Annotated in this window: 22 protein-coding genes; 10 read left to right on the top strand and 12 right to left on the bottom strand. The window is 70.8% G+C overall.

All coding sequences use genetic code 11. The features are described 5' to 3' along the window. Positions 1-135: 135 nt before the first annotated feature. The 6 genes from pyrE to FNV62_RS27865 form a co-directional block, all read right to left on the bottom strand. Positions 136-684 (bottom strand): orotate phosphoribosyltransferase, encoded by a 549-nt coding sequence (gene pyrE, locus FNV62_RS27890; RefSeq protein WP_054231347.1) that lies wholly within the window; start codon positions 682-684, stop codon positions 136-138. A gap of 10 nt (positions 685-694) precedes the next feature. Continuing rightward, the gene (locus FNV62_RS27885; protein WP_143608801.1) at positions 695-1,483 is read right to left on the bottom strand and encodes an aldose 1-epimerase; all 789 of its coding nucleotides are present in this window, start codon (positions 1,481-1,483) and stop codon (positions 695-697) included. 95 nt (positions 1,484-1,578) lie between these two features. Further along, positions 1,579-2,436, bottom strand: a complete 858-nt coding sequence (locus FNV62_RS27880; RefSeq protein WP_143602424.1) for an SRPBCC family protein — start codon at positions 2,434-2,436, stop codon at positions 1,579-1,581. A gap of 68 nt (positions 2,437-2,504) precedes the next feature. After that, a complete protein-coding gene (locus FNV62_RS27875) occupies positions 2,505-4,148 on the bottom strand; it encodes a polyamine aminopropyltransferase (protein ID WP_143627467.1) in 1,644 nt (547 codons plus the stop codon). 193 nt (positions 4,149-4,341) lie between these two features. Continuing rightward, positions 4,342-4,863, bottom strand: coding sequence for a DUF2617 family protein (locus FNV62_RS27870; RefSeq protein ID WP_054231344.1), 522 nt, complete (start codon positions 4,861-4,863; stop codon positions 4,342-4,344). 394 nt (positions 4,864-5,257) lie between these two features. Then, entirely contained in the window at positions 5,258-5,419 is a 162-nt protein-coding gene (locus FNV62_RS27865; protein ID WP_164657643.1) for a hypothetical protein, read from the bottom strand. A gap of 235 nt (positions 5,420-5,654) precedes the next feature. On the opposite strand from FNV62_RS27865, the gene FNV62_RS27860 reads away from it, so the two are divergent. The 3 genes from FNV62_RS27860 (at position 5,655) to FNV62_RS27850 (ending at position 10,327) form a co-directional block, all read left to right on the top strand. Further along, a complete protein-coding gene (locus FNV62_RS27860) occupies positions 5,655-7,706 on the top strand; it encodes a PA14 domain-containing protein (protein ID WP_164331766.1) in 2,052 nt (683 codons plus the stop codon). A 100-nt stretch (positions 7,707-7,806) separates the two neighbouring features. Further along, on the top strand, positions 7,807-9,021 hold the full coding sequence (locus FNV62_RS27855) for a pyridoxal phosphate-dependent aminotransferase (protein WP_143627463.1): 1,215 nt from the start codon (positions 7,807-7,809) through the stop codon (positions 9,019-9,021). A 106-nt stretch (positions 9,022-9,127) separates the two neighbouring features. Next, positions 9,128-10,327, top strand: a complete 1,200-nt coding sequence (locus tag FNV62_RS27850; RefSeq protein WP_376224618.1) for a hypothetical protein — start codon at positions 9,128-9,130, stop codon at positions 10,325-10,327. A gap of 15 nt (positions 10,328-10,342) precedes the next feature. On the opposite strand, the gene FNV62_RS27845 is transcribed toward FNV62_RS27850, so the two are convergent. Then, positions 10,343-10,879 (bottom strand): YbjN domain-containing protein, encoded by a 537-nt coding sequence (locus FNV62_RS27845; RefSeq protein WP_054231341.1) that lies wholly within the window; start codon positions 10,877-10,879, stop codon positions 10,343-10,345. Positions 10,880-11,052: 173 nt separating this feature from the next. After that, a complete protein-coding gene (gene clpB, locus FNV62_RS27840; protein WP_054231340.1) occupies positions 11,053-13,638 on the bottom strand; it encodes an ATP-dependent chaperone ClpB in 2,586 nt (861 codons plus the stop codon). A 144-nt stretch (positions 13,639-13,782) separates the two neighbouring features. On the opposite strand from clpB, the gene FNV62_RS27835 reads away from it, so the two are divergent. Next, on the top strand, positions 13,783-14,196 hold the full coding sequence (locus FNV62_RS27835) for a pyridoxamine 5'-phosphate oxidase family protein (protein ID WP_164331764.1): 414 nt from the start codon (positions 13,783-13,785) through the stop codon (positions 14,194-14,196). 414 nt (positions 14,197-14,610) lie between these two features. Here the strand turns inward: FNV62_RS27835 and FNV62_RS27830 are convergent, their stop codons facing one another. After that, on the bottom strand, positions 14,611-14,907 hold the full coding sequence (locus tag FNV62_RS27830; RefSeq protein ID WP_054231338.1) for a (2Fe-2S)-binding protein: 297 nt from the start codon (positions 14,905-14,907) through the stop codon (positions 14,611-14,613). 345 nt (positions 14,908-15,252) lie between these two features. Here FNV62_RS27830 and FNV62_RS27825 point away from each other — a divergent pair, with 345 nt between their 5' ends. Continuing rightward, positions 15,253-16,236 (top strand): helix-turn-helix transcriptional regulator, encoded by a 984-nt coding sequence (locus FNV62_RS27825; RefSeq protein WP_097285591.1) that lies wholly within the window; start codon positions 15,253-15,255, stop codon positions 16,234-16,236. 23 nt (positions 16,237-16,259) lie between these two features. Next, positions 16,260-17,279 carry a helix-turn-helix transcriptional regulator gene (locus FNV62_RS27820; protein WP_097285590.1) on the top strand — a complete coding sequence of 340 codons (1,020 nt, stop codon included), beginning with the start codon at positions 16,260-16,262 and terminating at the stop codon, positions 17,277-17,279. Here FNV62_RS27820 and FNV62_RS27815 read toward each other — a convergent pair. After that, positions 17,212-18,276: a helix-turn-helix transcriptional regulator gene (locus tag FNV62_RS27815; protein ID WP_082416918.1), complete on the bottom strand. Its 1,065-nt coding sequence runs from the start codon at positions 18,274-18,276 to the stop codon at positions 17,212-17,214. The two genes, FNV62_RS27820 and FNV62_RS27815, sit on opposite strands and share 68 nt — an antisense overlap. Before the next feature lie 360 nt (positions 18,277-18,636). On the opposite strand from FNV62_RS27815, the gene FNV62_RS27810 reads away from it, so the two are divergent. From FNV62_RS27810 to FNV62_RS27800, 3 genes are read left to right on the top strand one after another with little or no spacing between them, the layout of a single operon-like run. Next, positions 18,637-20,226, top strand: a complete 1,590-nt coding sequence (locus FNV62_RS27810) for a circularly permuted type 2 ATP-grasp protein (RefSeq protein ID WP_143627459.1) — start codon at positions 18,637-18,639, stop codon at positions 20,224-20,226. Further along, positions 20,223-21,155 carry an alpha-E domain-containing protein gene (locus tag FNV62_RS27805; protein ID WP_054231334.1) on the top strand — a complete coding sequence of 311 codons (933 nt, stop codon included), beginning with the start codon at positions 20,223-20,225 and terminating at the stop codon, positions 21,153-21,155. The genes FNV62_RS27810 and FNV62_RS27805 overlap by 4 nt, the downstream gene beginning before the upstream one ends. 5 nt (positions 21,156-21,160) lie before the next feature. Beyond that, complete coding sequence (locus tag FNV62_RS27800; RefSeq protein WP_225900399.1) at positions 21,161-22,015, top strand: transglutaminase family protein; 855 nt, start codon at positions 21,161-21,163, stop codon at positions 22,013-22,015. Positions 22,016-22,048: 33 nt separating this feature from the next. Here the strand turns inward: FNV62_RS27800 and FNV62_RS27795 are convergent, their stop codons facing one another. Together FNV62_RS27795 and FNV62_RS27790 are read right to left on the bottom strand one after the other, a co-directional pair. Next, positions 22,049-22,696 carry a Uma2 family endonuclease gene (locus FNV62_RS27795; protein ID WP_143627457.1) on the bottom strand — a complete coding sequence of 216 codons (648 nt, stop codon included), beginning with the start codon at positions 22,694-22,696 and terminating at the stop codon, positions 22,049-22,051. Between the two features lie 208 nt (positions 22,697-22,904). Beyond that, a complete protein-coding gene (locus FNV62_RS27790) occupies positions 22,905-23,444 on the bottom strand; it encodes a hypothetical protein (protein ID WP_225900398.1) in 540 nt (179 codons plus the stop codon). Positions 23,445-23,491: 47 nt separating this feature from the next. On the opposite strand from FNV62_RS27790, the gene FNV62_RS27785 reads away from it, so the two are divergent. Beyond that, the gene (locus FNV62_RS27785) at positions 23,492-23,827 is read left to right on the top strand and encodes a hypothetical protein (RefSeq protein WP_143627455.1); all 336 of its coding nucleotides are present in this window, start codon (positions 23,492-23,494) and stop codon (positions 23,825-23,827) included. Positions 23,828-23,956: the final 129 nt, after the last annotated feature.

Here is a 23,956-nt window from a genome sequence, read left to right as displayed (position 1 = left end):
CGGGACTGGTGCTTTCGGCCCTGACCTAGGGGGGCGACGTCATCGTCGTCCCCATCTTTCCAGACTTGACCGGATGCTCCAGACACCCTGTCCGGGATACGGGACCCCGAGTTCTGCGGGGTCCCGTGCCGGGCGCTAGTCCAGGCCGAGATCCGTCTTGGAGTAGGCGAAGAGGTACGGCACTCCGGCCTTCTCGGCGACGGCCTCGGCGGCACCGGTGTCCCGGTCCACGATCGTGGCCACGGCGACGACCTCGGCACCGGCTTCGCGCAGCGCCTCCACCGCGGTCAGCACCGAGCCACCGGTGGTGGAGGTGTCCTCGACCGCCAGGACACGGCGCCCCTTGACCTCGGCACCCTCGATGCGACGCTGAAGGCCGTGGGCCTTGCCTGCCTTGCGCACGACGAAGGCGTCCAGCGTCTTCCCGCGCGCGGCGGAGGCGTGCAGCATCGCGGTCGCGACGGGGTCCGCTCCGAGGGTCAGACCGCCGACGGCCTCGTAGTCGATTTCGTCGGTCAGGTCGAGCATGACCTGACCGACCAGCGGCGCGGCCACACCGTCGAGCGTGATCCGGCGAAGGTCGATGTAGTAGTCGGCTTCCTTGCCCGACGAAAGGGTCACCTTGCCGTGCACCACGGCCTTGTCCTTGATCTGCTGCAGCAGCGCGCCGCGTACGTCACTCATGTCCGCCAGCTTAGAGGCGCCGCCAGCTCCAGGTCATGGTCGCCTCGACGGGGTCGATGGGGGTGACCAGGCGCGGGTGGGTGTTCAGCCCGTTGGGCGGGCCGGTCTGCGGTTCGACGCAGACGGCTGCCTCCTGCTCGTCGTACACCACCACCCACTGCTCCCTGCTGGCCACCTTCAGCTCCAGCTGCCCCGGCCAGGTGAGCGTGACGTCGACGCCGTCGGGCATGCCGAAGCAGTCGTCCCAGGGGCTGGGCTTCGGTTCGATGCGGTGGCCGGTGGGCAGGTGGTCCTCGCCGCGTTCCTCCTGCCAGGCCGGGGTGAAGTCGACCTGGACGTCTTCTCGGCCGAGGTTCCTGTTGAACCACGGGTGCCAGCCGACCTGGGCGGGGAACGAGTCCTCGTACGTCTCCACGGACATGGTGACCGTGAAGGCGTCCTCGGTCAGGGTGAAGAGCTGGGTGACGCGGCCGGGGTGGGGCCAGGGGGCCACGAGGTCGTACGTGATCACGGCCTCGGACTTGCCGGTGCGGGCGGTGCGCCAGGCGCCGTCCCGGGCGGTGCCGTGGATGGCGTGCGGTGGGGCGTTGAGCGGCATCTGCTGGATGGTGGCGCCGTCCAGGAAGCGGCCGTCGCGGATTCTTCCGCACCACGGGACCATCGGGAAGCAGCCGAACTTATGGCCCTGCCGCAGTAGTTCGACGTCGCCGATTCGTAGACTGCCGATCCGTCCGCCGTTGCCGGGTGTGACGGTCACTTCCGCGTCGCCCGCGGTCAGCGTGATGTCTTCGTTACTCACGGAGTTGACCCTACTGGGCCGGATTCCTTGTTGGGGTTGTCGGCCGCGGGACGGTGGGGGCTGGTCGCGCAGTTCCCGCGCCCCCAAGGGCGCCGTCAGCGGCGTTTGCGCAGGGCTCGGGTGACGGCGATGGCCGAGGCCAGGGCGACGGCCGCGGCGGGGGCCGCCCAGCGGAGCGTGGCGCGGGCGTCGGCGGTCTCCGGCGCCGGGACGGGGGCGTAGCGGCCACGCGGCGGGGCGTGGTCCACCTCCTCCGCGCTGCGGCCGATCATCGTCCGCCGCGCATGCGCCGCCTCGGCCACGGCATCCTCCCTGTTCACACGGCTCGGGGCGGGCGGGGCCGGTTCCTCCTCCTCGAAGAGGGCGGAGGGCTCGGCCTCCGGGGCGGGCTCGACCTCCGCTTCCGGCTCGGCCTCCGGCTCCCGGTCAACCTCCGGCTCCGGCTCCGGCTCCCGTCCCTGCTCAGTCTCCCGTTCCGGCTCCCGTTCCGGCTCCCGTTCCGGCTCCCGTTCGGCCGCGGCCGGTGGCGTCTCCGGCACCTCCGCCAAGTTCTCGACGAACCGGTTCAGCAGGCGGCCCGTGGTCGCGGAGACCGCGTCCGGGGGGAGGTCCGCCACGCGGCCGTCCGCGGTGGTGGTTCCGGTGATGGTGACGGTCGTGCCGCCGTCGGAGGGGGTGAGGGTGAGCACGAGGGCGAGCTTCACGGTGCCGGGGCCGCGCGCCTCGGTGGCGTCGCCCTCGACGGCGTACGAACCGTCGTCCCTCGCGGTGACCCGGACCGTCCCCCGGTAGGTGATGGTGTGGCCGCCGACGCGGACTTTCAGGCGCCCGGAGACGGGCGGCGTCCCGGCGTCCTGCTGGAGTCCGGGGACCGCCCGGGCCACCCGTACGGGATCGGCCAGCGCCTCCCTCAGCCGTTCGGCCTGAACCGGAACGAACACCTCATGCTCCATGTCGGCCGAGCCTACCCAGGACGGCCCGCACCGCACCCTCGTATCCGGGGATTCGTCCGTCCGCCGTCTCAGTCGGCGTAGCGCGGATGGACCAGTGTGGAGGGGGCCAGACCGGGTACGCGGGTACGCCACGCGGCGTAAGCGTCGGCGGTGAGGGACGGCTGCGTGAGCGTACGCAGGCGTGGGCCGTGCGGGTCGAGGCGCAGGGGCGTGCCCGTGGCGGAGGCCAGGATGAAGCCCCAGTCGCGGGGGGCGCTCGACGCGCCCGCCGTCCGGTCGGGGCCGGCCGCGAAACCGGAGTCCCGGCCGCCGACGCGGTAGGGGGTGGTGCGCAGGCCGGCCGCCCGGAGTGTGGACTCGACCGTCCAGAAGACGCGGGGGCGGGAGGACACGGGGCCCGCGTGGACGGCCAGGCGGCCACCGGGGGCGAGGACGCGGCGCGCCAGGCCGTAGAACTCCTGCGAGTACAGCTTGGTGCTCGCCGTGATCCCGGGGTCGGGCAGATCCGAGATGACCACGTCGTACGTCGACGCGGCCCCGCGCAGCCAGCCGAAGGCGTCGGCGGTGAACACGTGCACGCGCGGGTCGCCGAACGCGTGCGCGTTGAGCGCCGACAGGGCCGGGTCGGTGCGCGCCAACCGCACCACCCCGGGGTCGAGTTCGACCACGTCGACGCGGCGCACGCCCGGGTCGCGCAGTACCTCGCGGGTGGCGAGTCCGTCGCCGCCGCCGAGGACGAGCACGCGCGCGTGGGGGCCGTTCATCGCGGGGTGGACCAGCGCCTCGTGGTAGCGGTGCTCGTCGCGGCCGCTGACCCGCAGGCGTCCGTCGAGGAAGAGGTCGAGCGGGCGGCCCTGCGTGCCGCCGGTGAGCACGACCTCCTGGACGCCGGTCTGCAGGGCGACCCGTACGTCCTTGCCGTAGACGGCGCGCCGGGCCGCGCGTTCGAAGTCGCCGACATGGGCGGCGGCCGCGGCGAGCAGGGCGAGGACCAGGACGTTGGCGATGAGCAGGAACCAGCGTCCGCGTCGGCTCAGGTCCCCGCGGAACAGGCCCAGTACGAGGGCTCCGCCGGCCAGCGCGTTCACGGTTCCGGTGAGCAGCGCGCCCTCCAGCTGCCCGAGGAGAGGGAGCAGGAGGAAGGGGAAGGCGAGGCCGCCGACGAGGGCGCCGACGTAGTCCGCCGCGAAGAGGTCCGCCACCGCACCGCCCGGGTCCTGGCGGCGGATGCGCTGTATCAGCTCCATGAGGAGGGGGACTTCGGCGCCGATGAGGAGGCCGATGGCGAGGGAGAAGGCCGCCAGGAGGTAGCGCGAGCCGCTCGTCCACACTCCGCCCCAGTCGCCGGTCCACGCGAACACCGCGTACAGGGCCATCGCGCTGCACCCGCCGATCAGGGCGAGCGCCGCCTCGACGGCGCCGAAGCCGGCCGCGGCGCGGGGGCGCAGGCCTTTCGCGGCGAGGGAGCCGATGCCCATGGCGAAGACCATCACGGAGAGGACCACGGAGGCCTGGGTGACCGAGTCGCCGATCAGATACGTGGCGAGGGCGACGAGTTCGAGTTCGTACACGAGTCCACAGGCCGCGCAGACGAACACGCCCGCGAGGACCAGGAACCGCCCGATGCCCGGGCGGACGGGCAGCCGCGCCTGGCCCTGGACGCCCCAGGACGGCGGCGCGCCGGGGGGAGCAGGCGCGTGCGGTTCGATCACGCGTGGAACGCTACGTCACGCCACCACGACGCTTCGTCACCCACACGTGTGGAAGTGCCGTCCCGATGTGTGGCGTCCGGCGCTGACGACGAGTTCATCGGCAGGCGAGACGGCTGCCGAATCGGCAGGCGAAGCGGCGGGCGAAGCGACAGGCGAGACCACAGGCGAGACGACAGCCGAAGCACCACCCCCCTCACAGCACCGCCGCCGTCACCCGTACCCCCACCCTCGTGCGTGTCGCCACCAACTGGCCGTCCTGCGGGTAGGCGTGCCACGTACGCCAGTGGACCTGCCCCTCGTGGCGCTGGGCGAGCAGCGCGGTGAAGGCGTGCGGACTGCCGGGGAAGACGCCGGCGAGCCCGTTGGGGTGGTCGGAGACCAGGGCGAGTAACTCCTGCGCCCGCCCCGCGAAGGACCCGCAGGAGAGCGTCTCGACGCGCGCCGCGAACTCGTACTCCCAGTCACCGACCCGCTTGGCCACCCCGAGCGGAAGCGGCGTGCTGCTGCCGGCGATGCACGCGACGGTTTCCGAACAGCTGCCCCGCTCCTCCTCCAGGAGGACCTGGTGGGACGCGCCGAGGAGCCGCAACTGCAGTCTCGCCCCGTCGAGTTCGAGGTCGAGGGTGGCGAGCGCGGGGAGCGGTTCGCGCCCCAGGGCCCACGCCAGGTCGGCCGCGCGCGTGTCGGTGTACGAGGTGTTCAGGGTCGTGAGCATGGGTCGGCTCCGCTAGCACGCAAAAAAGGGAGGTGGGGATCCGGCGCACCCGGTCGGTACCTCGGTACCGGGGGATCGGCCCGGTCAGCCCGGTCTGCCCTGTGGGGAAGGGACGATCCGAGGGCTGCTTTGGTGGTTTAGAGGGAATCATGAACTGTGGCGCCGTCACAGCGTTTTTACCCAACTTCGTGGGGTTTCCATCCCCCCGAGGGCTCCACAGTTCAACTGTTCAACTACGGCGTGCGCCGGGGCGCGCGGAACGAAGCGCCCCGGCGCACCGCAAGGGGCGCGGGACGGTGACGTCTTCGGCTCCATCGCGCGGGCGCGACCAGCCCCCACCGACCCGCGACAGAAGCCCCTCCCTCGCCCCCGCGCCCCACACCCCCGGCGAGGCTCAGCTGCCGGAGCTGTCCGAGGACCGGCCCCGCGAGCGGCGACCCCGCGCCGAACCCGACGAGCTCTTCGAGAGCCCGACCTTCTTCCGGCCGCGGACAGCGGCACGCAACGACACCACGAACAGGATGAAGACAACCGCCAGGATGAAGCCGATGAACATGGCGTCACCCTCCTTTCGTTCCCCCGAAGCGACCCCCCGTGGGCGCCTCGCTTCTTGCGTGCCAGGGGGATGCCCTCGCGTCTCACCAGGCAAAGCAGAGTTGAGGAAGTTCAGAGGATTCCGCAGCGTCAAGAGGTGAGCGGCGGGGCAACCCTGCCCTCGCCTCATGGGTCACACAGGCGTCACCTGTTTCACCTGTTTCCCACTTGGTCCGGAAGGGGCCCCACTCTCTGTGATGACTCGTACCCGGCTGACCGCGCTGGCCGCGACGGCCACCCTCGCCGCCACCGGCGGCCTGATCACCGCCTCCCCGGCCTCCGCGGCCGTCACCTGCACCTCTCCCGTCTGGAGGGCGCAGTACTTCGGCAACTCCACTTTCAGCGGCACGCCGAAGCTGACCGCCTGCGACTCCGCCATCGGCGAGAACTACGGGTACGGCGACCCGACCGGCGTCACGCTGCCCAAGGACAACTTCTCCGTCCGCTGGTCCCTCACCCGGGACTTCGGCTCCGGCGGCCCCTTCCGGTTCTCCGCCGCCACGCAGGACGGCATGCGCGTCTACGTCGACGGCGCGCGGAAGATCGACCTGTGGAAGAACGTCTCCACCACCGCCCGCAAGACCGTCGACCTGACCATCCCGGCCGGCAAGCACGCGATCCGCGTGGACTACGTTGCCTGGACCGGCTATGCCCACGCCGCGTTCACGTACGCCCCGCGTACCGAGGCCGCCGTCGACACGGTCAAGCCGCTCGCCCCGACCGGCCTCACCGCCGCGTACAACCGGGACACCACGAAGACCACCCTGCGCTGGGCCGCGAACAAGGAGATGGACCTAGCCGGTTACCGCGTGTACCGCCGGCTGAGCGCCACCCAGTGGGCGAAGGCCGGCGGCCCGTCGCTGCTCACCTCCCCGTCGTTCGTGGACGCGACGCCCGCCACGGGCCAGACCTTCCTGTACGAGGTCCGCGCCGTCGACAAGGCGGGCCGCGAGTCCGCCGGCAGCCTCGACGCCACCGCCGCGACCGTGGACCGCACGGGCCCGGCGGCGCCGACCGGTCTCACGGTCACCGGCGACGCGTGGTGGGCCACCCTGGCCTGGCAGGGGGCCGCCGACGCCGCGAAGTACGAGGTGTACGCCGCCTCCGCGGCCACCGGCCCGTTCGAGCTGCTGGGCACGACGACCACGACGTCGTACCGCACCGACGCACCGGTGAACACCGCCCGGTACTACCGGGTCCGCGCCCTCGACGCGCTCGGCAACCCGTCGGCGTACGCCGCCGTCACCGGCGACGGCGTCGACCGGACGCCGCCGATGTCCCCGACCTCCCTCGGCGCCGTCGTCCGCGTCGGCTACACCGAGGTGTACTGGAAGCAGCCCGACGGCTTCTACGAGGACTTCGACAACGGCGGGACCTACCGCGTCTACCGCTCGACCGGCAAGACCCTCGATCCGGCCGCGCTCACCCGCGTGACCTGCGCCGAGGAGAGCGACGAGACCAGCACCGGCGGGAAGTGCTACGACCTGGGCATGCCCGCGGGCACGTACGTGACGTACGCGGTCGTGGCGGTGGACCCGGCCGGCAACGAGTCGGAGCTGTCCGCCCCGCTCGTCGTCCGCACCGGCGACCGCGTCGCGCCCGGCCCGGTCACGGGCGTGAAGGCCACCCCGCGCGCCGACGGCGTGCTGGTGAGCTGGGCGGCCTCGACCGAGGACGACGTAGATCGCTACACGGCCTGGAACGGCGTCCGGCAGGCCGACGGCACCGTCAAGTGGCTCAGCTCCACCTCCTGCACGGAGGGCACGAGCGACCCGCTCGCGGTCCTCTGCGGCGACCTGCCGGACGGCGAGACCTCCGTGTACGCGGTCGTCGCCAACGACCGCTGGGACAACGCGCTGCCCCCGAGCGACTCGAAGGTCACGGTCGTCGAGGCCACCGAGCTGGACGTCCGGCCGTCCGTGACGGTCACCCGGGACTGGGACCTCGGCAGCATGGGCTACGACACCCTGATCGGCGGACCCGGCGTGAAGGGGCCGTCCATCAACTGGGGGTGCGACAAGGCGGGCGAGTGCGACAGCGTCGCGGGCTACCGGGTCAACCGATGGAACGCGGCCACGAAGGCGTACGAACCGCTGCACGCCGGACTGCTGCCGACGGGGACCCGTGCCTACACGGACACCACGGCCGCACGAGGGACCACGCACTTCTACACGCTGGAGGCGGTACGCGCCGACGGCAGCGTCGCGGGCACGCACGTGTGGAGCTGCGTCTTTCAGGACCGCGTCTAGTCTCTGCCGTCCGCCCCTGGGAAAGAGAGGGCGCCTTGGGTACCGGCGCAGGTACCGAATCATGAACGTAAGTTGAGGAAGTCCAGAGCTTCGGCGCAGGATGACCGGCATGACCTCCAACGGCCGCCGCCCCCTCCTCAACCGCCGACTCGCCGAGTTCGGCACGACGATCTTCGCCGAGATGTCGGCCCTGGCCCTGAGCACCGGATCGATCAACCTGGGCCAGGGCTTCCCCGACACGGACGGGCCCGAGGAGATCAGGGAGGCGGCCGTACGGGCGCTGCGCGACGGGCGCGGCAACCAGTACCCGCCGGGCCCCGGCGTGCCCGAGCTGCGTACGGCGATCGCCGCGCACCAGAAGCAGCGGTACGGGCTGGCGTACGACCCGGACCGCGAGGTGCTCGTCACGGCCGGTGCCACGGAGGCCATCGCGGCGTCGCTGCTCGCGCTGGTCGAGCCCGGTGACGAGGTCGTCGCCCTGGAGCCGTACTACGACTCGTACGCGGCCAGCATCGCGATGGCGGGCGGGACCAGGATCCCGGTCACCCTGCGCCCGCACGAGGAGACCCGCGAGGGAGTCACCCACCGGCGCTTCCGGCTCGACCTCGACGAGCTGCGCGACGCGGTCACCGACAACACCCGGCTGCTGCTCGTCAACACCCCGCACAACCCGACCGGCACCGTCCTGACCCGCGAGGAGCTCGGGGAGATCGCGAAGCTCGCCGTCGAGCGGGATCTCCTCGTCATCACGGACGAGGTGTACGAGCACCTGGTGTTCGACGAGGCCGAGCACCTGCCGCTGGCCTCCTTCCCGGGGATGCGGGAGCGGACGGTCACCATCGGCAGCGCGGGGAAGACCTTCTCCTTCACGGGGTGGAAGGTGGGCTGGGTGACGGGCACACCGGACCTCGTCGCCGCCGTACGGTCGGCCAAGCAGTTCCTGACGTACGTGGCGTCGGGGCCGTTCCAGTACGCCGTGGCCGAGGCGCTGGCGCTGCCGGACACGTACTTCGCGGCGTTCCGTGCGGACATGCTGGCCAAGCGGGACGTGCTGGCGGCCGGGCTCACGGAGGCGGGGTTCAAGGTCTTCCAGCCGGCGGGCACGTACTTCATCACCACCGACATCCGGCCGCTCGGCGAGTCCGACGGCTTCGCCTTCTGCCGCGCGCTCCCGGAGCGCGCCGGGGTCGTCGCCATCCCGAACGCGGTCTTCTACGACCACCGGGAGGCGGGCGCGCCCTTCGTGCGGTTCGCGTTCTGCAAGCGGACCGAGGTGCTGGAGGAGGCGGCGAAGCGGCTCAAGGCGGCCTGGTAGCACGGCGGCCCGGGACGGTGGGGACGGCGCGCCGAAGTGGGGGAAACCGCACCCTCCCAGGCGTGTAAAGCTCGCAAATACCCCGTAAGGGACGCACAGTTCGGGTGTGACCCACGCCAGTACCCTTCCGGCCCCCGCCGCCCCGAAGCCCGGAGACGGGGGGCGCGGCCGTCCGACGCGCCCCGCGCACGGCCTGCCCCCTCTCGCGCAGGCGCTGGCGCTGTTCGCGACGGCGCGACTCGTCGGCGTTCTCGTGCTCGCCGGAACCGCCTGGGCGGGCGGCAAGCGCCCCCTCGCCCTGCTCGGGCGATCCTGGGACTCGCTCTGGTATCTGGGGATCGCGGCGCACGGCTACGGACGGACCCAGTACTTCAGGACCACCGTCGTCCACAGCGACCTGGCGTTCTTCCCGCTGTATCCGGGGCTGATCCGCGTCGTCACGACGCTGACCGCGCTGAGCGGCGGCGCGGCGGGGCTGCTGGTCGCCTGGACCGCCGCCGCGGTCGCCGCCTGCGGGATCTACGCGATCGGGGCCCGGCTGCACGGCCGCGCCGTCGCCACCGCGCTGGTCGTGCTGTGGGGCCTGCTCCCGCACTCGATCGTGCTGTCCCTGGCGTACACCGAGCCCGTCCTCACCGCCTTCGCCGCCTGGTCGTTGTACGCGGTGCTCACCGGGCGCTGGCTGTGGGCGGGCACGCTGGCCGCGCTCGCGGGCATGTCGCGGCCGAACGGGCTCGCGGTGGCCGCGGCGGTGCTGGCCACGGCGGCGTGCGAGGTCTGGCGGCGGCGCGGACGGGTTTCCCACAGGCTGTGGACGGGCGCCGCGCTCGCGCCGGTCGGCTGGGGCGGCTATGTGCTGTGGGTGGGCCGACGCGAGGGCGATCCGCTCGGCGGCTATTTCGAGGTGCAGCGGTTGTGGGGCTCGCGCTTCGACTTCGGCGCCGGTTCACTGCGCTTCGTCCGGCATCTGCTGACGCACGGCGACCGTTTCGTGTTTCCGATGACGATGGTGGTCGTGGCGGCGGCCATGCTGCTGTACGCGCTGCTGATCGCGGACCGTGCCCCGCTGCCCCTGCTCGTGCACAGCGGGGTACTGCTGCTGATCGCGCTCGGCGGCTCCGGGTTCTTCGAGTGCAAGCCGCGCTTCCTGCTGCCCGCGTTCCCGCTGCTGCTGCCGCTGGCCCGGGCGTTGGTCCGCACGGCAAGAGCCCGGCCCTGGCACGCCGTCCTGGTGGTCGGCGCCCTGGCCGGGCTCTCGTTCGCCTACGGCGCGTATCTGGTCGTCATCGCGCACACGCCGCTGTAAAACCTGGTGGGAGGACTACTCCTCTTCGTCGTCCTCGGGCTTCTCCTCCGCCTCGTTGACTTCCTGCTCGAGGCCGAGCTGCTCGACGAGCCACTTGTCGAACTCGATGGCGGCCCGCACCCAGCTGACCGTCGACGAAACGAAGTGCTCGAGGGCGACGCCGGTGCCGATCAGCATCTGTGCCTCGCCGATCAGGCGGACAGTGCCGTCGTCGTGCGTGTGGCTGTAGACCTTCGGCCACAGCGTGCGGCGGTTCCAGTCGTCGATGGACTCCAGCAGAGTCGGCTTCTCGTCGATCTGGTGCGGCCGGTCGTAGAACGTCCGCACCGAGAAGACCTGCTGGTCGCCCTCACCGCGGAACATGAAGTACGTACGGAACTCCTCCCACGGCGCCGCGAGGTCACCCTCGTCGTCGACGACGTACTTCAGCTCCATCTGATCCAGGAGCTGCTTCACGAGGTCCTGATCCGGGACGACGGGGCCCGCCGGTCCGCCGGGCTGCGGCTCGGGCTGGCCCCCGAAATTCGGAATCGAGGACGGGTCGATGCTCACCGTGTATTTCCCTTCGTACGGATGCTGCCATCCTCCCCCATCACGGGCGGTCAGTGGCAACCCCCACAGGCAAAGGCACGGACACCACCACCAGGAGTGTGTATCCGCTGCGGCCAGTGACGACGGCGCCGCCGGGACCGCGCCGTCGACCGCTGGGAATCAGCCCGTCCGGGCTACTGCGCGACCCCCACGATCAGGCCGTCCCCGAAGGCGTCCACCCGGACCGTGTCGCCGTCCTTGACCTCGCCCGCCAGGATCTCCTTGGCGAGCCGGTCGCCGATCGCGGTCTGGACGAGGCGGCGCAGCGGCCGGGCCCCGTACGCAGGATCGTTGCCCTCGTCCGCGAGCCAGGCCAGGGCCGCGTCGCTGACCTCCAGGGTGAGCCGGCGCTCGGCCAGCCGCTTGGCGAGGCGGCCGATCTGGAGCCCGGCGATGCGCTCGAGCTCCTCCTTGTTGAGGGCCGAGAACACCACGAGATCGTCGAGGCGGTTGAGGAATTCTGGCTTGAAGGAGGCCCTGACGACTTCCAGGACCTGCTGCTTCTTCTCCTCCTCGGAGGTCAGCGGCTCGACCAGGAACTGGCTGCCCAGGTTCGAGGTCAGGACGAGGATGGTGTTGCGGAAGTCGACCGTGCGGCCCTGTCCGTCGGTGAGCCGTCCGTCGTCCAGCACCTGGAGGAGGATGTCGAAGACCTCCGGGTGCGCCTTCTCGACCTCGTCCAGCAGGACGACGCTGTACGGGCGCCGGCGCACGGCCTCCGTGAGCTGGCCGCCCTCCTCGTAGCCGATGTACCCGGGCGGGGCACCGACCAGCCGGGCGACGCTGTGCTTCTCGCCGTACTCGCTCATGTCGATGCGGATCATGGCCCGCTCGTCGTCGAAGAGGAAGTCCGCGAGGGCCTTGGCCAGTTCGGTCTTGCCGACGCCGGTCGGGCCGAGGAAGAGGAAGGATCCGGTGGGCCGGTCCGGGTCGGCGATGCCGGCGCGGGTACGGCGTACGGCGTCGGACACGGCCTGGACGGCCTCGCTCTGGCCGATCAGACGGCGTCCCAGCTCCTCCTCCATGCGCAGGAGCTTCTGGGTCTCGCCCTCCAGGAGGCGTCCGGCCGGGATGCCCGTCCAGGAACCGACCACGTCCGCGATGTCGTCGGGGCCGACCTCCTCCTTGACCATGGTGTCCCTGGCGGCTTCCTCCTCCGCCTCGGAGGCCTCCTCCAGGTCCCGCTCCAGGGTGGGGATCTCGCCGTAGAGCAGCTTGGAGGCGGTGTCGAAGTCACCGTCGCGCTGGGCACGCTCGGCCTGGCCGCGCAGCTCGTCGAGCTTCTCCTTCAGCTCGCCGACGCGGTTGAGGGACTGCTTCTCCTTCTCCCAGCGGGCGGTCAGGCCCCGCAGCTCCTCCTCCTTGTCGGCGAGGTCGCGGCGCAGCTTCTCCAGACGCTGCCGGGAGGCGGGGTCGGTCTCCTTGTCGAGGGCCAGCTCCTCCATGCGCAGCCGGTCCACCGCGCGCTGGAGTTCGTCGATCTCGACGGGGGACGAGTCGATCTCCATGCGCAGCCGGGAGGCGGCCTCGTCGACGAGGTCGATGGCCTTGTCGGGCAGGAAGCGGGAGGTGATGTAGCGGTCGGAGAGGGTGGCCGCGGCGACCAGCGCGCTGTCCGCGATCACGACCTTGTGGTGGGCCTCGTAGCGGCCCTTGAGTCCGCGCAGGATCGCGATGGTGTCCTCGACGGACGGCTCGGCGACCAGGACCTGCTGGAAGCGGCGCTCCAGGGCGGGGTCCTTCTCGATCCGCTCGCGGTACTCGTCGAGGGTGGTGGCGCCGACCATCCGCAGCTCACCGCGGGCGAGCATCGGCTTGAGCATGTTGCCGGCGTCCATGGCGGAGTCGCCGCCCGCGCCCGCGCCGACGACCGTGTGCAGCTCGTCGATGAAGGTGATGATCTGCCCGTCGGAGTCCTTGATCTCGGCGAGGACGGTCTTCAGCCGCTCCTCGAACTCACCCCGGTACTTCGCCCCGGCCACCATGGCGCCGAGGTCGAGCGAGACGAGCCGCTTGTTCTTGAGCGACTCGGGCACGTCGCCCTTCACGATCCGCTGGGCGAGCCCCTCCACGACGGCGGTCTTGCCGACGCCGGGCTCACCGATGAGGACGGGGTTGTTCTTGGTGCGCCGGGACAGCACCTGCACGACCCGGCGGATCTCCTGGTCCCGGCCGATGACCGGGTCGAGCTTCCCGTCGCGCGCGGCGGCGGTGAAGTCCGTACCGAACTTTTCGAGCGCCTTGTACTGGCCCTCGGGATCCGGGGTCGTCACCCGGCGTCCTCCCCTGCTCTTCTGGAACGCCTCAAGCAGCTTCTTCGCACTGGCGCCCTGCTGGGAGAGTACGTCGCCGCTCGGGCCGCCCTTCGCGGCGATCCCGATGAGGAGGTGCTCGGTGGAGAGGTACTCGTCCCCGAGTTCCTTGGCCTTGTCGGCCGCCTCGGCGATGACGGCGAGCAGTTCGCGGTTGGGCTGCGGCGGCGCGACGGTGGATCCGGTCACGCTGGGCAGGCCGGCGAGGACACGCTCGGCCGCGGCCCGTACGGCGGCCTGGTCGGCGTCGACCGCGGCCAGCAGGTCGGTGATGTTCTCGTTCTCCTGACCACCGAGCAGCGCGAGCAGCAGGTGGGCAGGGGTGAGGTCGGGGTGCCCCTCGGACACGGCCCGGCTGGTGGCCGCGTTGATCGCGTCCCGGCTCCTGTTGGTCAGCTCGGCGTCCACGTTCGCGTTCTCCTCCTCAATACGACCCTGATGTACGACTCTCATGTACGGACTGACTCAACCAACGTACACAAAGTTGAGTCTATTCCACTCAAGGACGGCCGGGAAGCCATGGCACTCACGGGTGGGGATACATTTCCGACCATGAGCGCATACCCGGTGGACCCCCACGATCCCGACCCCGCGTACCTCACCTTCTGGCGGGAACGCCATCTGTGCACCCTCACCACCCTCCGGGCGGACGGCAGCCCGCACGTCGTGCCCGTCGGGGTTACATACGACCCCGAGGCGGGCCTGGCTCGGGTGATCACCAACAAGTCCAGCGCGAAGGTGGGGCACGTACTGGCCGCGGGGGCGCAGGGGGCGCGCGTCTCGGTCTGCCAGGTGGACGGACGCCGGTGGGCGACGCTGGAGGGGCGCGCGAGGATCGCCGCCGACCCCACGCATGTCGCGGAGGCGGAGCGGCGGTACGCGGAGCGGTACGGGAGGGTGCCCTCGCCGAACCCCGACCGGGTGGCGATCGAGATCACCCTGACCTCGGCGATGGGACACGGCTGACCGACCCCGGGCCCGGGGTCCGGCCGACAGGCCGCGGGCCCGGGGTCCGACCGACCGACCCCGGGCCCGGGGTCCGACCGACCGACCCCGGGGCGTGAGACCTGGCCGACCGACCCCGGGCGTGCGACCCGGCCGAACGACCCGGGCGCGGAATCCGGCTGACCGGCCCCGATCCCGGGCGCGGGGTCCGACTGACCGGCCCCCGGCGTGCGACCCGGCCGACCAGCCCCCGGCGCGGGACCCGGGCCGCGGGCGTGCGACCCGGCTGGTTTCAGCCGTTGTGGAGATGGCATGGAGATGGGCGGATACGTGGATCTTTCGCCCAAAACTGCAGCGGCGTCACCGTGTTCAGGTCACGGTGACGCCGCTGCGGGGGGAAGTACCTGCGCGATCTACTACGACGGGGGAATCGCGTCAGGCACTGCGGGGGGTGGCTGAGATGGTCCTTACGTCCGGGACTTCCGGCTCGTCCAGCTGGTGGTCACGCTGGTCGAGGTTCACAAAAATCATTCCGTACCGAATGGCACACCGCACGGGCTGCGGCGCGCCGCGCGGGCGCCGCAGACACCGGTACGCCCGGACGTCCTCGTCGTCATCCCGGGTGACGACGACCGGCTCTCCGAACACCGTCACCATCAACGAGTCGCCACTGTGGGGAATGGCGGTGGCCAGGTCGATGAAGTGCCATCCAGAGCGGTAGGCGGTGGCCATTTCTCGACGGAAGGAGCGGTCGTCGGGTGGAGTGGTCACGTCAGCCTCCAGCTCCCTCTGCCGTGTCCACGGGCGTGGTGGACACGGCAACCGCCGGCCACTTGCTGTCCGCTCGCATGTCGCTCTTCGTACCGGATAGGCCACTCAGAGCTCCGATGGCCACAACGGCAGAGAAGGCAGCGACAAGCACCGAGCGAAGCATTCTGTTACGCATAGTCGGCTTCGTCCTCACTTGAAGGTCCCCTCTTCCCCCGTCGGATACGACGATGGCTCATTCGGGCACGTCATGGCCACACAATCGGTGCATCATGTTCCTGCACGTTCAGGACCCTGGGGGGTGGAGATTTGACAACGAATCGGACTAAAGCGACACATCCCCATGCGGTGACCGAACTGTGTGAGGAAGGTGGCCGACTTTATGCGCATGCCCTGCGCACCGGACGTATCGCCCGCGAAGACGTAAAGTCGGCTTCCTGTCTGATGGAATTGTCCCTTCTTCACCCTGATCCCGACGACCCGGACTGGCTGCGACCCGTACCTCCGGCAGTCGCCCTGGCTCAGCGGCTCAACCCCCTAGAGCAGGAGATAGCCGAGCGCAGGCGCTGGTCAATCGAACTGTCCGATGCTTTCGAGCCGTTCATGGCGCTCAGCACCCAGACGACGGCGACCACACACTCGATCACGGTGCTGGAGGGCGGCGACCGCATCAACGCGGCGCTCAACCTGGCCACGGCCCAGTGCCAGACCGAGATGCTCACGGTCCAGCCGAGCAACCGGTTCTCCGAACGCAGCATCCTCCAGGGGATGGAGCGCGACCGGCCGCTGACCGAGCGCGGGGTGCGCATCCGGACGCTCTATCAACACACGGTCCGCTACGACCTGGAGCGGCTGGCCTACGTGGAGCAGCTCTCGAACGGCAAGGTGGAGTACCGCACCATCGACGAGCTGGTCGAGCGCCTGATCATCTGCGACGAGACCGTCGCCTTCATCCCCACCCGCGACGACCAGCAAGTCGCCCTGGAACTCCGCAACCCGGGACTCGTCCGCTACCTGATCAAGGTCTTCGAGTTCATGTGGGGCCGGTCCGTCCCGCTGAGCGCCGGCGCCCCCTACGAGACGGCCCCCGACGGCATCACGGAGATCCAGCACTCCATCGCCAAGCTCCTCGTGGAGGGGCACGTCGACGAGGCCATCGCCCGCCGCCTCGGCATGAACGTCCGCACCTGCCGCGCCCACATAGCCAAGCTGGCCACCGCCCTCGGCAGCGGCAGCCGGGCCCAACTCGGCTTCCTCATCGCACAGTCGGGGATCCTGGACCAGGATCGCTGAACCAGCGAGGAGGTGCACCACACATGACAGCCGAGGCACACAGCCACGGAGTGGACGAGATGTGCGAGGCCGGCCGCACCCTGTACGAACGCGCGTTGCGCAACGGCGGCGTACTCGCCCATGAGGCCACGGACGTCCCCTGCCTGATCGACCTCGGCCTGCTCCACCCGAGCATCGAGGACCTGGAGTGGCTGGAACCCACGGCCCCGGCCGTCTCACTCCACCAGCTGCTGCGCGACATCGAGGACCGCATCGCGGACGAACGGCGGCGCGAGGCCCGGCTGGCCGCCGTGTTCGAGCCCCTCATGCGTATCGACGGCCGGCACACGTCGTCCGCGTCGGACACCCCGATGCTCAGGGTCCTCAGTGGTTCGGACCGGATCAACCGGGCCATCACCGAGGCCATGGCCGAAGCGACCCGGGAACTCCTGTGCATCCAGCCGCACACCGGCCACACCGGTCGGCGCAGCGCGGTGGCGCAGGCCCGCTCCCTGACCCGCGACCAGGATCTGCTGAGCCGCGGAGGCCGCATCCGCACCCTCTACCAGCACACGCTCCGACACGCCCCGTCCCTCCTCGCCCGCTATGAGCAGCTGAGAGGCGACGCCGAGGCCCGTTCGCTCGACGAGGTCACCGACCGGCTCATCGTCGTCGACTCCACCATCGCCTTCATCCCCGCCAACAAGGACGGCTCCCTCGCCCTGGAAGTCCGCCACCCCGCCCTCGTCGACTACTTCGTCACCACCTTCGACCGCCTCTGGCGCCTGGCCATCCCCATGTACCCCCAAGCCGTCCAACGCCCGTCCCTCAACGGCATCACCCCACGCCAGCGCGCCATCGCCGGCCTCCTCATAGAAGGCCACACCGACTCCACCATCGCCGACCGCCTCGGCATGAACGTCCGTACCGCCCGCGTCCACATCGCCAAGCTCGCCGCGACCCTGGGAAGTGAGAGCCGGGCGCAACTCGGCTATCTCATAGGCCGGTCGGGGATTCTGGAACAGGATCAGGAACAGGACCAGGAGCCGAGCCAGGAGCGGTGAGTGTCTGGAGTTCCGGGGAACGCGGCGGCCCGTCCAGCCCCGCCTGCGCGATCCGCACCCCCAACTGCGTACGGCTCGCCGCGCCCAGGGTCTCCGAGAGGCGCGCGATGTGCGCGCGGCAGGTACGGACGCTGATCCCCAGCCGCTCCGCGACCACCGCGTCCTGGTGTCCCTCCGCCAGCAGCGCGGCGATGGACCGCTCGCGGTGGGTGATGCCGTCGATGCCGGTCTCCGGGAGCGGCGCGGCGAGCGGGATCGCGAGGCGCCACAGCCGCTCGAAGACCGTGACCAGGTAGTCGACGAGGGCGGGGTGGCGCAGTTCCAGGGCGATCGTGCGGTCCGCGTTCGCCGGGATGAAGGCCACCTTGCGGTCGAAGAGGATGAGGCGCTCGACGACTTCGTCGAGGGTGCGGGCCTCCGCCGCGTCGCCCATCAGCTCCATGTAGTTGTGCAGGCCCTGGCCGTGCCGGGCCACGTGCGTGTACAGGTCGCGCATCCGCACGCCCCGCCGGCGCATCTCCAACGCCCGGTGCAGTCCCTCGGAGAGTTCGTCCTCGCGGCGGATGCCGCCGGGCTGCACGGTGAGCACCTCGGTCGCGCACGCCTCGGTCGCCTCGTCCATCGCGGCCCGGATCCGCGGCAGTCCGTCGAGCACGCGGATCGCCACGCCCTCCGTGGGTGCCTGGACGCGCCCGCCCAGACCGGCGTACCACTCGAACGCGGCCACCGCGTCGCCCACCCGCGTCTGGCTCGCGCTGACCTCCTCGTAGACCCCGCGCAGCAGCCGTGTCATGACCTCCTGCGGCGAGGTCGGCACCAGCCACCCCATGTCGTCGGGGTCCGGATGCAGCAGCGCCAACTCGACAAGACAGGGCACCGTCTCGGCGTCCTCGCGCGGCACGCGTCCGCGCCGCACGGCCCGGGAGTACACCCGGTCCCCGGCCTCGCACAGTCGGTCAGCGCCGTGCGGATGCCTGTCCCTCCTGTGCCCGGCCATCTTCCACCCCTGGCTCCAGCATCCTCGCGATGCGACGCCTCCGCGCCGTCCGCAGCGCAACTATGCGCGGACCCGACCGCCATCGCAACACGGCTGCGCCCTTCGCACGCCCCCTCTCGCCCATGTACGTACGGAAATATCCCCACCTCCGCACGGCGCTCTGCAACAAGATGACGGTGGTCGGGGTGCACGACCCGGTGCCATGGTGGACCCGGTTCACCGGGACGACACGGCGTCCTGGCCCGCCCTGGCCGGACACTCCTCGTCCGGCCAGGGCTCCGCGGCCCCTGTCCGGATCGCGTGAGCTGCCGGAAATCGTCGAGTGATCGGTACGTTACGTACCGCACCTACCGTCGGGCCATGGCGGACATATTTGACGCGTACGCGTTGGCCGATGCGTGGGACGAGATGTTTGAGCGGCCGGGTGAAGTCAGGACCGCCTATGAGCCGGTACTGGCCGCCCTGCAGCCGATCGAACCGGGTGAACTGCGCTTCCGGGCCGACCAGATGGCCCGCGCGTTCACCGACCGTGGCGTGACCTACGCCTTCGCGGGCGAGGAGCGCCCCTGGCCGCTGGACCTGGTCCCCAGGATCCTCGACGCCCTCGAATGGGACCTCGTCCAACGAGGGGTCTCCCAACGGGTGAGGGCCCTGGAGGCCTACCTCTCCGACGCCTACGGGCCCGGCCGCGCCTTCGAGGACGGGGTCGTGCCCTGGCGTCTCCTGCTCAACTCCCCCCATTTCCACCGGGCGGCGCACGGGATCGAGCCACCCGGCGGCGTACGGATCCACGTCGCCGGCATCGATCTCGTACGGGACGAGGCCGGGGACTTCCGGGTCCTGGAGGACAACGTCCGCGTGCCGTCCGGGGTCTCGTACGTCATCGAGAACCGGCGCGCGATGACCAGGATCTTTCCGTCCCTCTTCGCCGAACAGCACGTCGTCCCCGTGGACGGCTACGCGCAGAGACTTCTGGCGGCCCTGCGCGCCGCCGCGCCCGACGGGGTCGACGACCCGAGGGTCGTCGTCCTCACGCCCGGCCCCAGCAACGCCGCCTACTTCGAACACGCCCTGCTGGCACGGCTGATGGGGGTGCAGCTGGTCGAGGGGCACGATCTCGCCTGCCGGAACAACCGTGTCTGGATGCGGACCACGCGGGGCGAGATGCCGGTGCATGTCGTATACCGACGGCTCGACGACGACTTCCTCGATCCGCTGCACTTCCGGCCCGATTCGGTGATCGGCTGCCCGGGCATCCTCAGCGCCGCCCAGGCGGGCACCGTCACGCTCGCCAACGCCGTGGGCAACGGCATCGCCGACGACAAACTCCTCTACACGTACGTACCCGATCTGATCCGGTACTACCTCGGCGAGGAGCCCGTTCTCCCGAACGTCGAGTCCTACCGTCCGGACGAACCGGGCCAGTTGGACGCCGTCCTCGACCAGATCGACCAGCTGGTGATCAAGCCGGTGGACGGGGCGGGCGGCCAGGGCATCGTCATCGGACCCAAGGCCGACCGGGACACCCTGGAGCGCACCCGGGCGGCCGTCGCCGCCGACCCGCGTGGCTGGATCGCGCAGCGGCCCGTGGCGCTCTCCACCTCGCCCACCCTCGCGGGCGACCGGATGGCGCCCCGCCACATCGACCTGCGCCCGTTCGCCGTCAACGACGGCACGGACGTCTGGGTACTGCCCGGCGGCCTCACCAGGGTCGCCCTCCAGGAGGGCAACCTCATCGTCAACTCCAGCCAGGGCGGCGGCTCCAAGGACACCTGGGTGCTGGCGGAGGGCCCCGCCGAGCTCCCCCGAGTTCTCGACTTCGCTCGAACAGAGGGGACCCCGATCGCCGAGGACCCCGACGGCCGCGGCACGGCGTTGGACGTGGTCCCGCGCCAGCTCGGACCCGACGGCGCCCGTGGCGTCGTACAGGAAGGGGCACAGCAGCAGTGAACGACGTGATCCTCTCCCGCATAGCCGAGGCCCTGACCTGGACGGGCCGTTACGTCGAGCGGGCGGACGCCACCGGCCGCATCCTCGACGCCTACCTCCACCGCCTCCTGGAGGATCCCTGGCGCGACGAGGACGTGGCCTGCCGCTCCCTGTACGCCATCCTCGGTGTCGACGCGGGCTCCGAACGCGTCGACATGCAGCAGGTCCTGGACCAGCTCGCCTTCGACGCCCGCTCCACCTGCTCCATCGAGGGCGCGCTCGGAGCCGCCCGCCTCAACGCCCGCAGCGCCCGCGAGGCCGTCTCCTCCGAGATGTGGGAGTGCCTCAACTCCACCTGGCACGCGCTGGCCGACCAGCGCCTCGCGGCCCGCCGTACGGGCCCGTACGCGTACCTGGAGCTGGTACGCCGCCGGGCCGCGCTCTTCTTCGGTCTCGCGGACTCCACGATGAGCCGCGACGACAGCTGGCGTTTCGTGGTGCTGGGCCGGAGCCTGGAGCGGGTGGACATGACCGTACGGCTCCTCTCCGTCCGCGTGCTGGACGCCGCCCACGCCCCCGACTGGCCGACACTGCTGAGCGCGAGCGGCGCGGACGAGGCGTATGCCCGGGTGTACGGCGGTTTCGGTGACACCCCGAGAGTGGCCGAATTCCTTCTCCTCGACCGGGACTTCCCCCGGTCGGCCCTGCACGCGCTCACCACCGCCGAGGAGTGCCTCGCCGCCCTCGGCCGTCCCCGTCAGGACCCGGCCCGCCGCCCGATAGGCCGTATGAGAACCCGCCTGGAATACCTGGACCTGGCGGCCCTGGAGGAACAGCTCCCCTTGCTCCTCCGCGACCTGCAACAAGCGTGCACGGCCTCGGCGGAGGCGGTGGCGGAGAGGTTCTTCCCGTACCAGGGGCCCGTCGAGTGGGCCCAGGAAGGAGCGTGAGCGCGATGAGCACTCCCGTGACACGCCGGCTGCGGATCCGGCACACCACCCGCGTCTCGTACGCGCAGGCCGCGGTCTCCTCCCACAACGAGGTCCGCATGACCCCCCTGACGCTCCCCGGCCAGACGACCCTGGACGCCAGGGTCACGGTCAACCCGACCACGCCCACCTGGTCGTACTGGGACTACTGGGGCACCCAGGTCACGGGCTTCGACCTGATGGAACCGCATGAGGACCTGACCATCACGGCGTCGAGCCTGGTGGAAACGGCCCCACCGGGCCCGCAGGCCCCCGCGCCGACCTGGGCGGAGGTCGCCAGGACGACGGCGAACTCCCGCCTCCTGGAGTACACGTCCCCGACCGGCCGTACGACGGTGACGCGGGAGTTGGTGGAGCGGGCGAGGTCGGCGTCGACGGGCCTGGATCCCCACGAGACGGCGGTCGCGGTCTCGGCCATGGTCACCGACCAGGTCTCGTACCTCCCCGGCGCCACCGGCGTGAACACCGGCGCCATGGAGGCCTGGGCGCAGGGCGCGGGCGTCTGCCAGGACATCACCCACCTGACGGCGGCCCTCCTGCGCGGCCTGGGCCTGCCCACCCGCTATGTCTCGGGCTACCTCCACCCCGAACGCGATGCCGAACTCCACCGCCCCGTCGCCGGCCAGAGCCACGCCTGGATCGAGTACTGGGCCGGCGACTGGACCGGCTACGACCCCACCAACAGCACCCGGGCCGACGAGTCCCACGTCGTGGTCGGCCGCGGTCGCGACTACGACGACGTCACCCCGCACAAGGGGATCTACCGGGGCGTGGCCGGGGGCCCACCGGAGGTGACGGTGGAGTTCACGCGGGTGGCGTGAGGGGGAGGTATCCCCGGGGGGTCGGGCGCGGGCTCAGCTCCGCTTGGGCCCGGTGATCGTCTCCCCGATCACGAACCCCTTGGCGGGGCCTTCGGGGATGGTGACGTCGGTGCCGTAGTAGACGCGGTGGATGTCTTCCCAGTCCGCCTTGTCGGGACGCGGGCCGGTGCACAGAGTGACCGATCCCTGAGCGTCGTAGTCATCGATGCCGACATAGGTCGGAATGCCGGCGCGAGCGTATTCGCGAAGCTTGCGGACCCGGTCTCGGTCCTGGTTGCGCTTACCAGGGGAAACGACTTCCACGATGGGGTAGACGGCCTCGGCCCTGACACCGAGGTCGTCCTCATCACCCCAGGGTTGCGTGTCCTCCGGTGCGACGAAGGCGTCGGGGATCCACGCCTTGCGCCTGTGGATCACGTTCACGCCCTGATGGCACGCGTATTCGCCACCGTCCAAGAACTTGTCCAGGGCCCTACGCACACGATTGGTGATCAGGCCGTGCGAACGGCGGGCGGTGGGCGACACCTCGATGGCTCCCTCGATGATCTCAGCGCGGTAGCCCTCGGGGAGTTCCATGGCCTTCCATGCCTGCCACAGGACCTCGTCGAAGTCGGAATCGTTCTCGGACTCGGTCCTGACCTCAGACATGGTCTCGGGCCTCTCGTGCGCAAGAGCGGTCATGGCGGCATCACCTCCTCAAGTGTGGGCTCGGCGTCCATGGGGCACAAGCAACGCGATCACGGTAGGTACGGCGACAGGGCCGACCAGGGGAACCGGCTCCGGGTCCCCCGATGCGGTGAGGACGGAACGATCCGCCTCCGGGAAAGCGACGAACCCGGCACCGTACTCGCCACCACCCCGGAGGGGCTCGCCGCACTCCTCGAACATCTCAGGCCGAGGCCCAACTCGTGAGCAGGGCCTCGCGTGCCGCCCGCCAGGGCGTCACGCCGTCGCCCTCGACACTTCCCCACTCCAGCAGCCGCGCCACGTCCGCCGTACCGTCCACGAACCGGTTCAGCAGCGCCACCGACAGCTCGTACTCGGACTGGACGTAGCCCCCGACGGCCGCGGTGTACACCGTCAGCTCGGCCTTCTCCTCGTCCGTCCGTACGTGGAGTTCGAACGCGGGCGGTGCCTCACCGCCGCCCGTCGCCATGTCGAGGACCGTGTCCATCACGTTGTTCACCAGCCACCGGGTACTGGAGCGCACCTGCACGTCGTGAACGGTGACCTCACGGACGTCGGCCCAGGACCAGAACCCCTCCTGGCCCGTGCCCACGGCCTGAAGCCCCTCGGGGGTGAGCCGCACCCCGCGCCCGTACCCCTCGGGCTCGGCGCCCACGTACACGCTCTCCTTGGTGATCCAGAACAGGCCGATCATGGCCACGGGCGCCTCCAGCACGACGAGCACATCCAGTACGACAAACACGGTCGCCCTCTGAGACACCGGCGGGCCCGGATTGGTTCAGCCGGGACGTGAGGGTCAGGACTGTCGAACACGACGCCGTCGAACCGCGTGCGGACGGGGCGACGTTGGTGACCACCGTGCCCGTGCCGCCGCGGACGGAACGGAAGGACCGCTGGACGACATCCCGCGATCGGAAGGTGCAATGGGCGTTCGGCGCGCTGTTCGCGCTGGGGACGGCCCTCGCCGCGGCCGCCGGGGAGTGGACGTTCAGGGGAAGCGGCCGGCTCGTGGCGACCGATCCGGAGCGGATCGAGGTGACCTACGACCCTGGCGCCCCGAAGCGGATGACCGCGCGCGACGGGCCCGTCGTACGCACGCTCTCCGTCCTGCTGTCCGCGCTCTAGGCCCTGAGCGGCGCAGCCGCTCCAGTGACAACGGCGACGCGCCGCCAGGCAGTCTGGCAGTCGATGGGGCGCTGACCCCTGATCCGACGAACGCGCGGGAGCCCCTTGTCCAGGGCTCCCGCGCGTTCG

Source organism: Streptomyces sp. RLB3-17 (assembly GCF_007113425.2).
Classification (GTDB): Bacteria; Actinomycetota; Actinomycetes; order Streptomycetales; family Streptomycetaceae; genus Streptomyces; species Streptomyces mirabilis_D.
This window is presented reverse-complemented; position numbering and strand designations above follow the sequence as displayed.

What these genes read in the sequence shown, in the direction of transcription:
- FNV62_RS27880 (WP_143602424.1), bottom strand. Translation starts at nt 2,436, where the DNA reads ATGGAGCATGAGGTGTTCGTTCCGGTTCAGGCCGAACGGCTGAGGGAG.
- FNV62_RS27820 (WP_097285590.1), top strand. Translation starts at nt 16,260, where the DNA reads ATGACAGCCGAGGCACACAGCCACGGAGTGGACGAGATGTGCGAGGCC.
- FNV62_RS27800 (WP_225900399.1), top strand. Translation starts at nt 21,161, where the DNA reads ATGAGCACTCCCGTGACACGCCGGCTGCGGATCCGGCACACCACCCGC.
- FNV62_RS27860 (WP_164331766.1), top strand. Translation starts at nt 5,655, where the DNA reads ATGACTCGTACCCGGCTGACCGCGCTGGCCGCGACGGCCACCCTCGCC.
- FNV62_RS27865 (WP_164657643.1), bottom strand. Translation starts at nt 5,419, where the DNA reads ATGTTCATCGGCTTCATCCTGGCGGTTGTCTTCATCCTGTTCGTGGTG.
- FNV62_RS27855 (WP_143627463.1), top strand. Translation starts at nt 7,807, where the DNA reads ATGACCGGCATGACCTCCAACGGCCGCCGCCCCCTCCTCAACCGCCGA.
- pyrE (WP_054231347.1), bottom strand. Translation starts at nt 684, where the DNA reads ATGAGTGACGTACGCGGCGCGCTGCTGCAGCAGATCAAGGACAAGGCC.
- FNV62_RS27870 (WP_054231344.1), bottom strand. Translation starts at nt 4,863, where the DNA reads ATGCTCACGACCCTGAACACCTCGTACACCGACACGCGCGCGGCCGAC.
- FNV62_RS27830 (WP_054231338.1), bottom strand. Translation starts at nt 14,907, where the DNA reads ATGGCCACCGCCTACCGCTCTGGATGGCACTTCATCGACCTGGCCACC.
- FNV62_RS27835 (WP_164331764.1), top strand. Translation starts at nt 13,783, where the DNA reads ATGAGCGCATACCCGGTGGACCCCCACGATCCCGACCCCGCGTACCTC.
- FNV62_RS27810 (WP_143627459.1), top strand. Translation starts at nt 18,637, where the DNA reads ATGGCGGACATATTTGACGCGTACGCGTTGGCCGATGCGTGGGACGAG.
- FNV62_RS27815 (WP_082416918.1), bottom strand. Translation starts at nt 18,276, where the DNA reads ATGGCCGGGCACAGGAGGGACAGGCATCCGCACGGCGCTGACCGACTG.
- FNV62_RS27795 (WP_143627457.1), bottom strand. Translation starts at nt 22,696, where the DNA reads ATGACCGCTCTTGCGCACGAGAGGCCCGAGACCATGTCTGAGGTCAGG.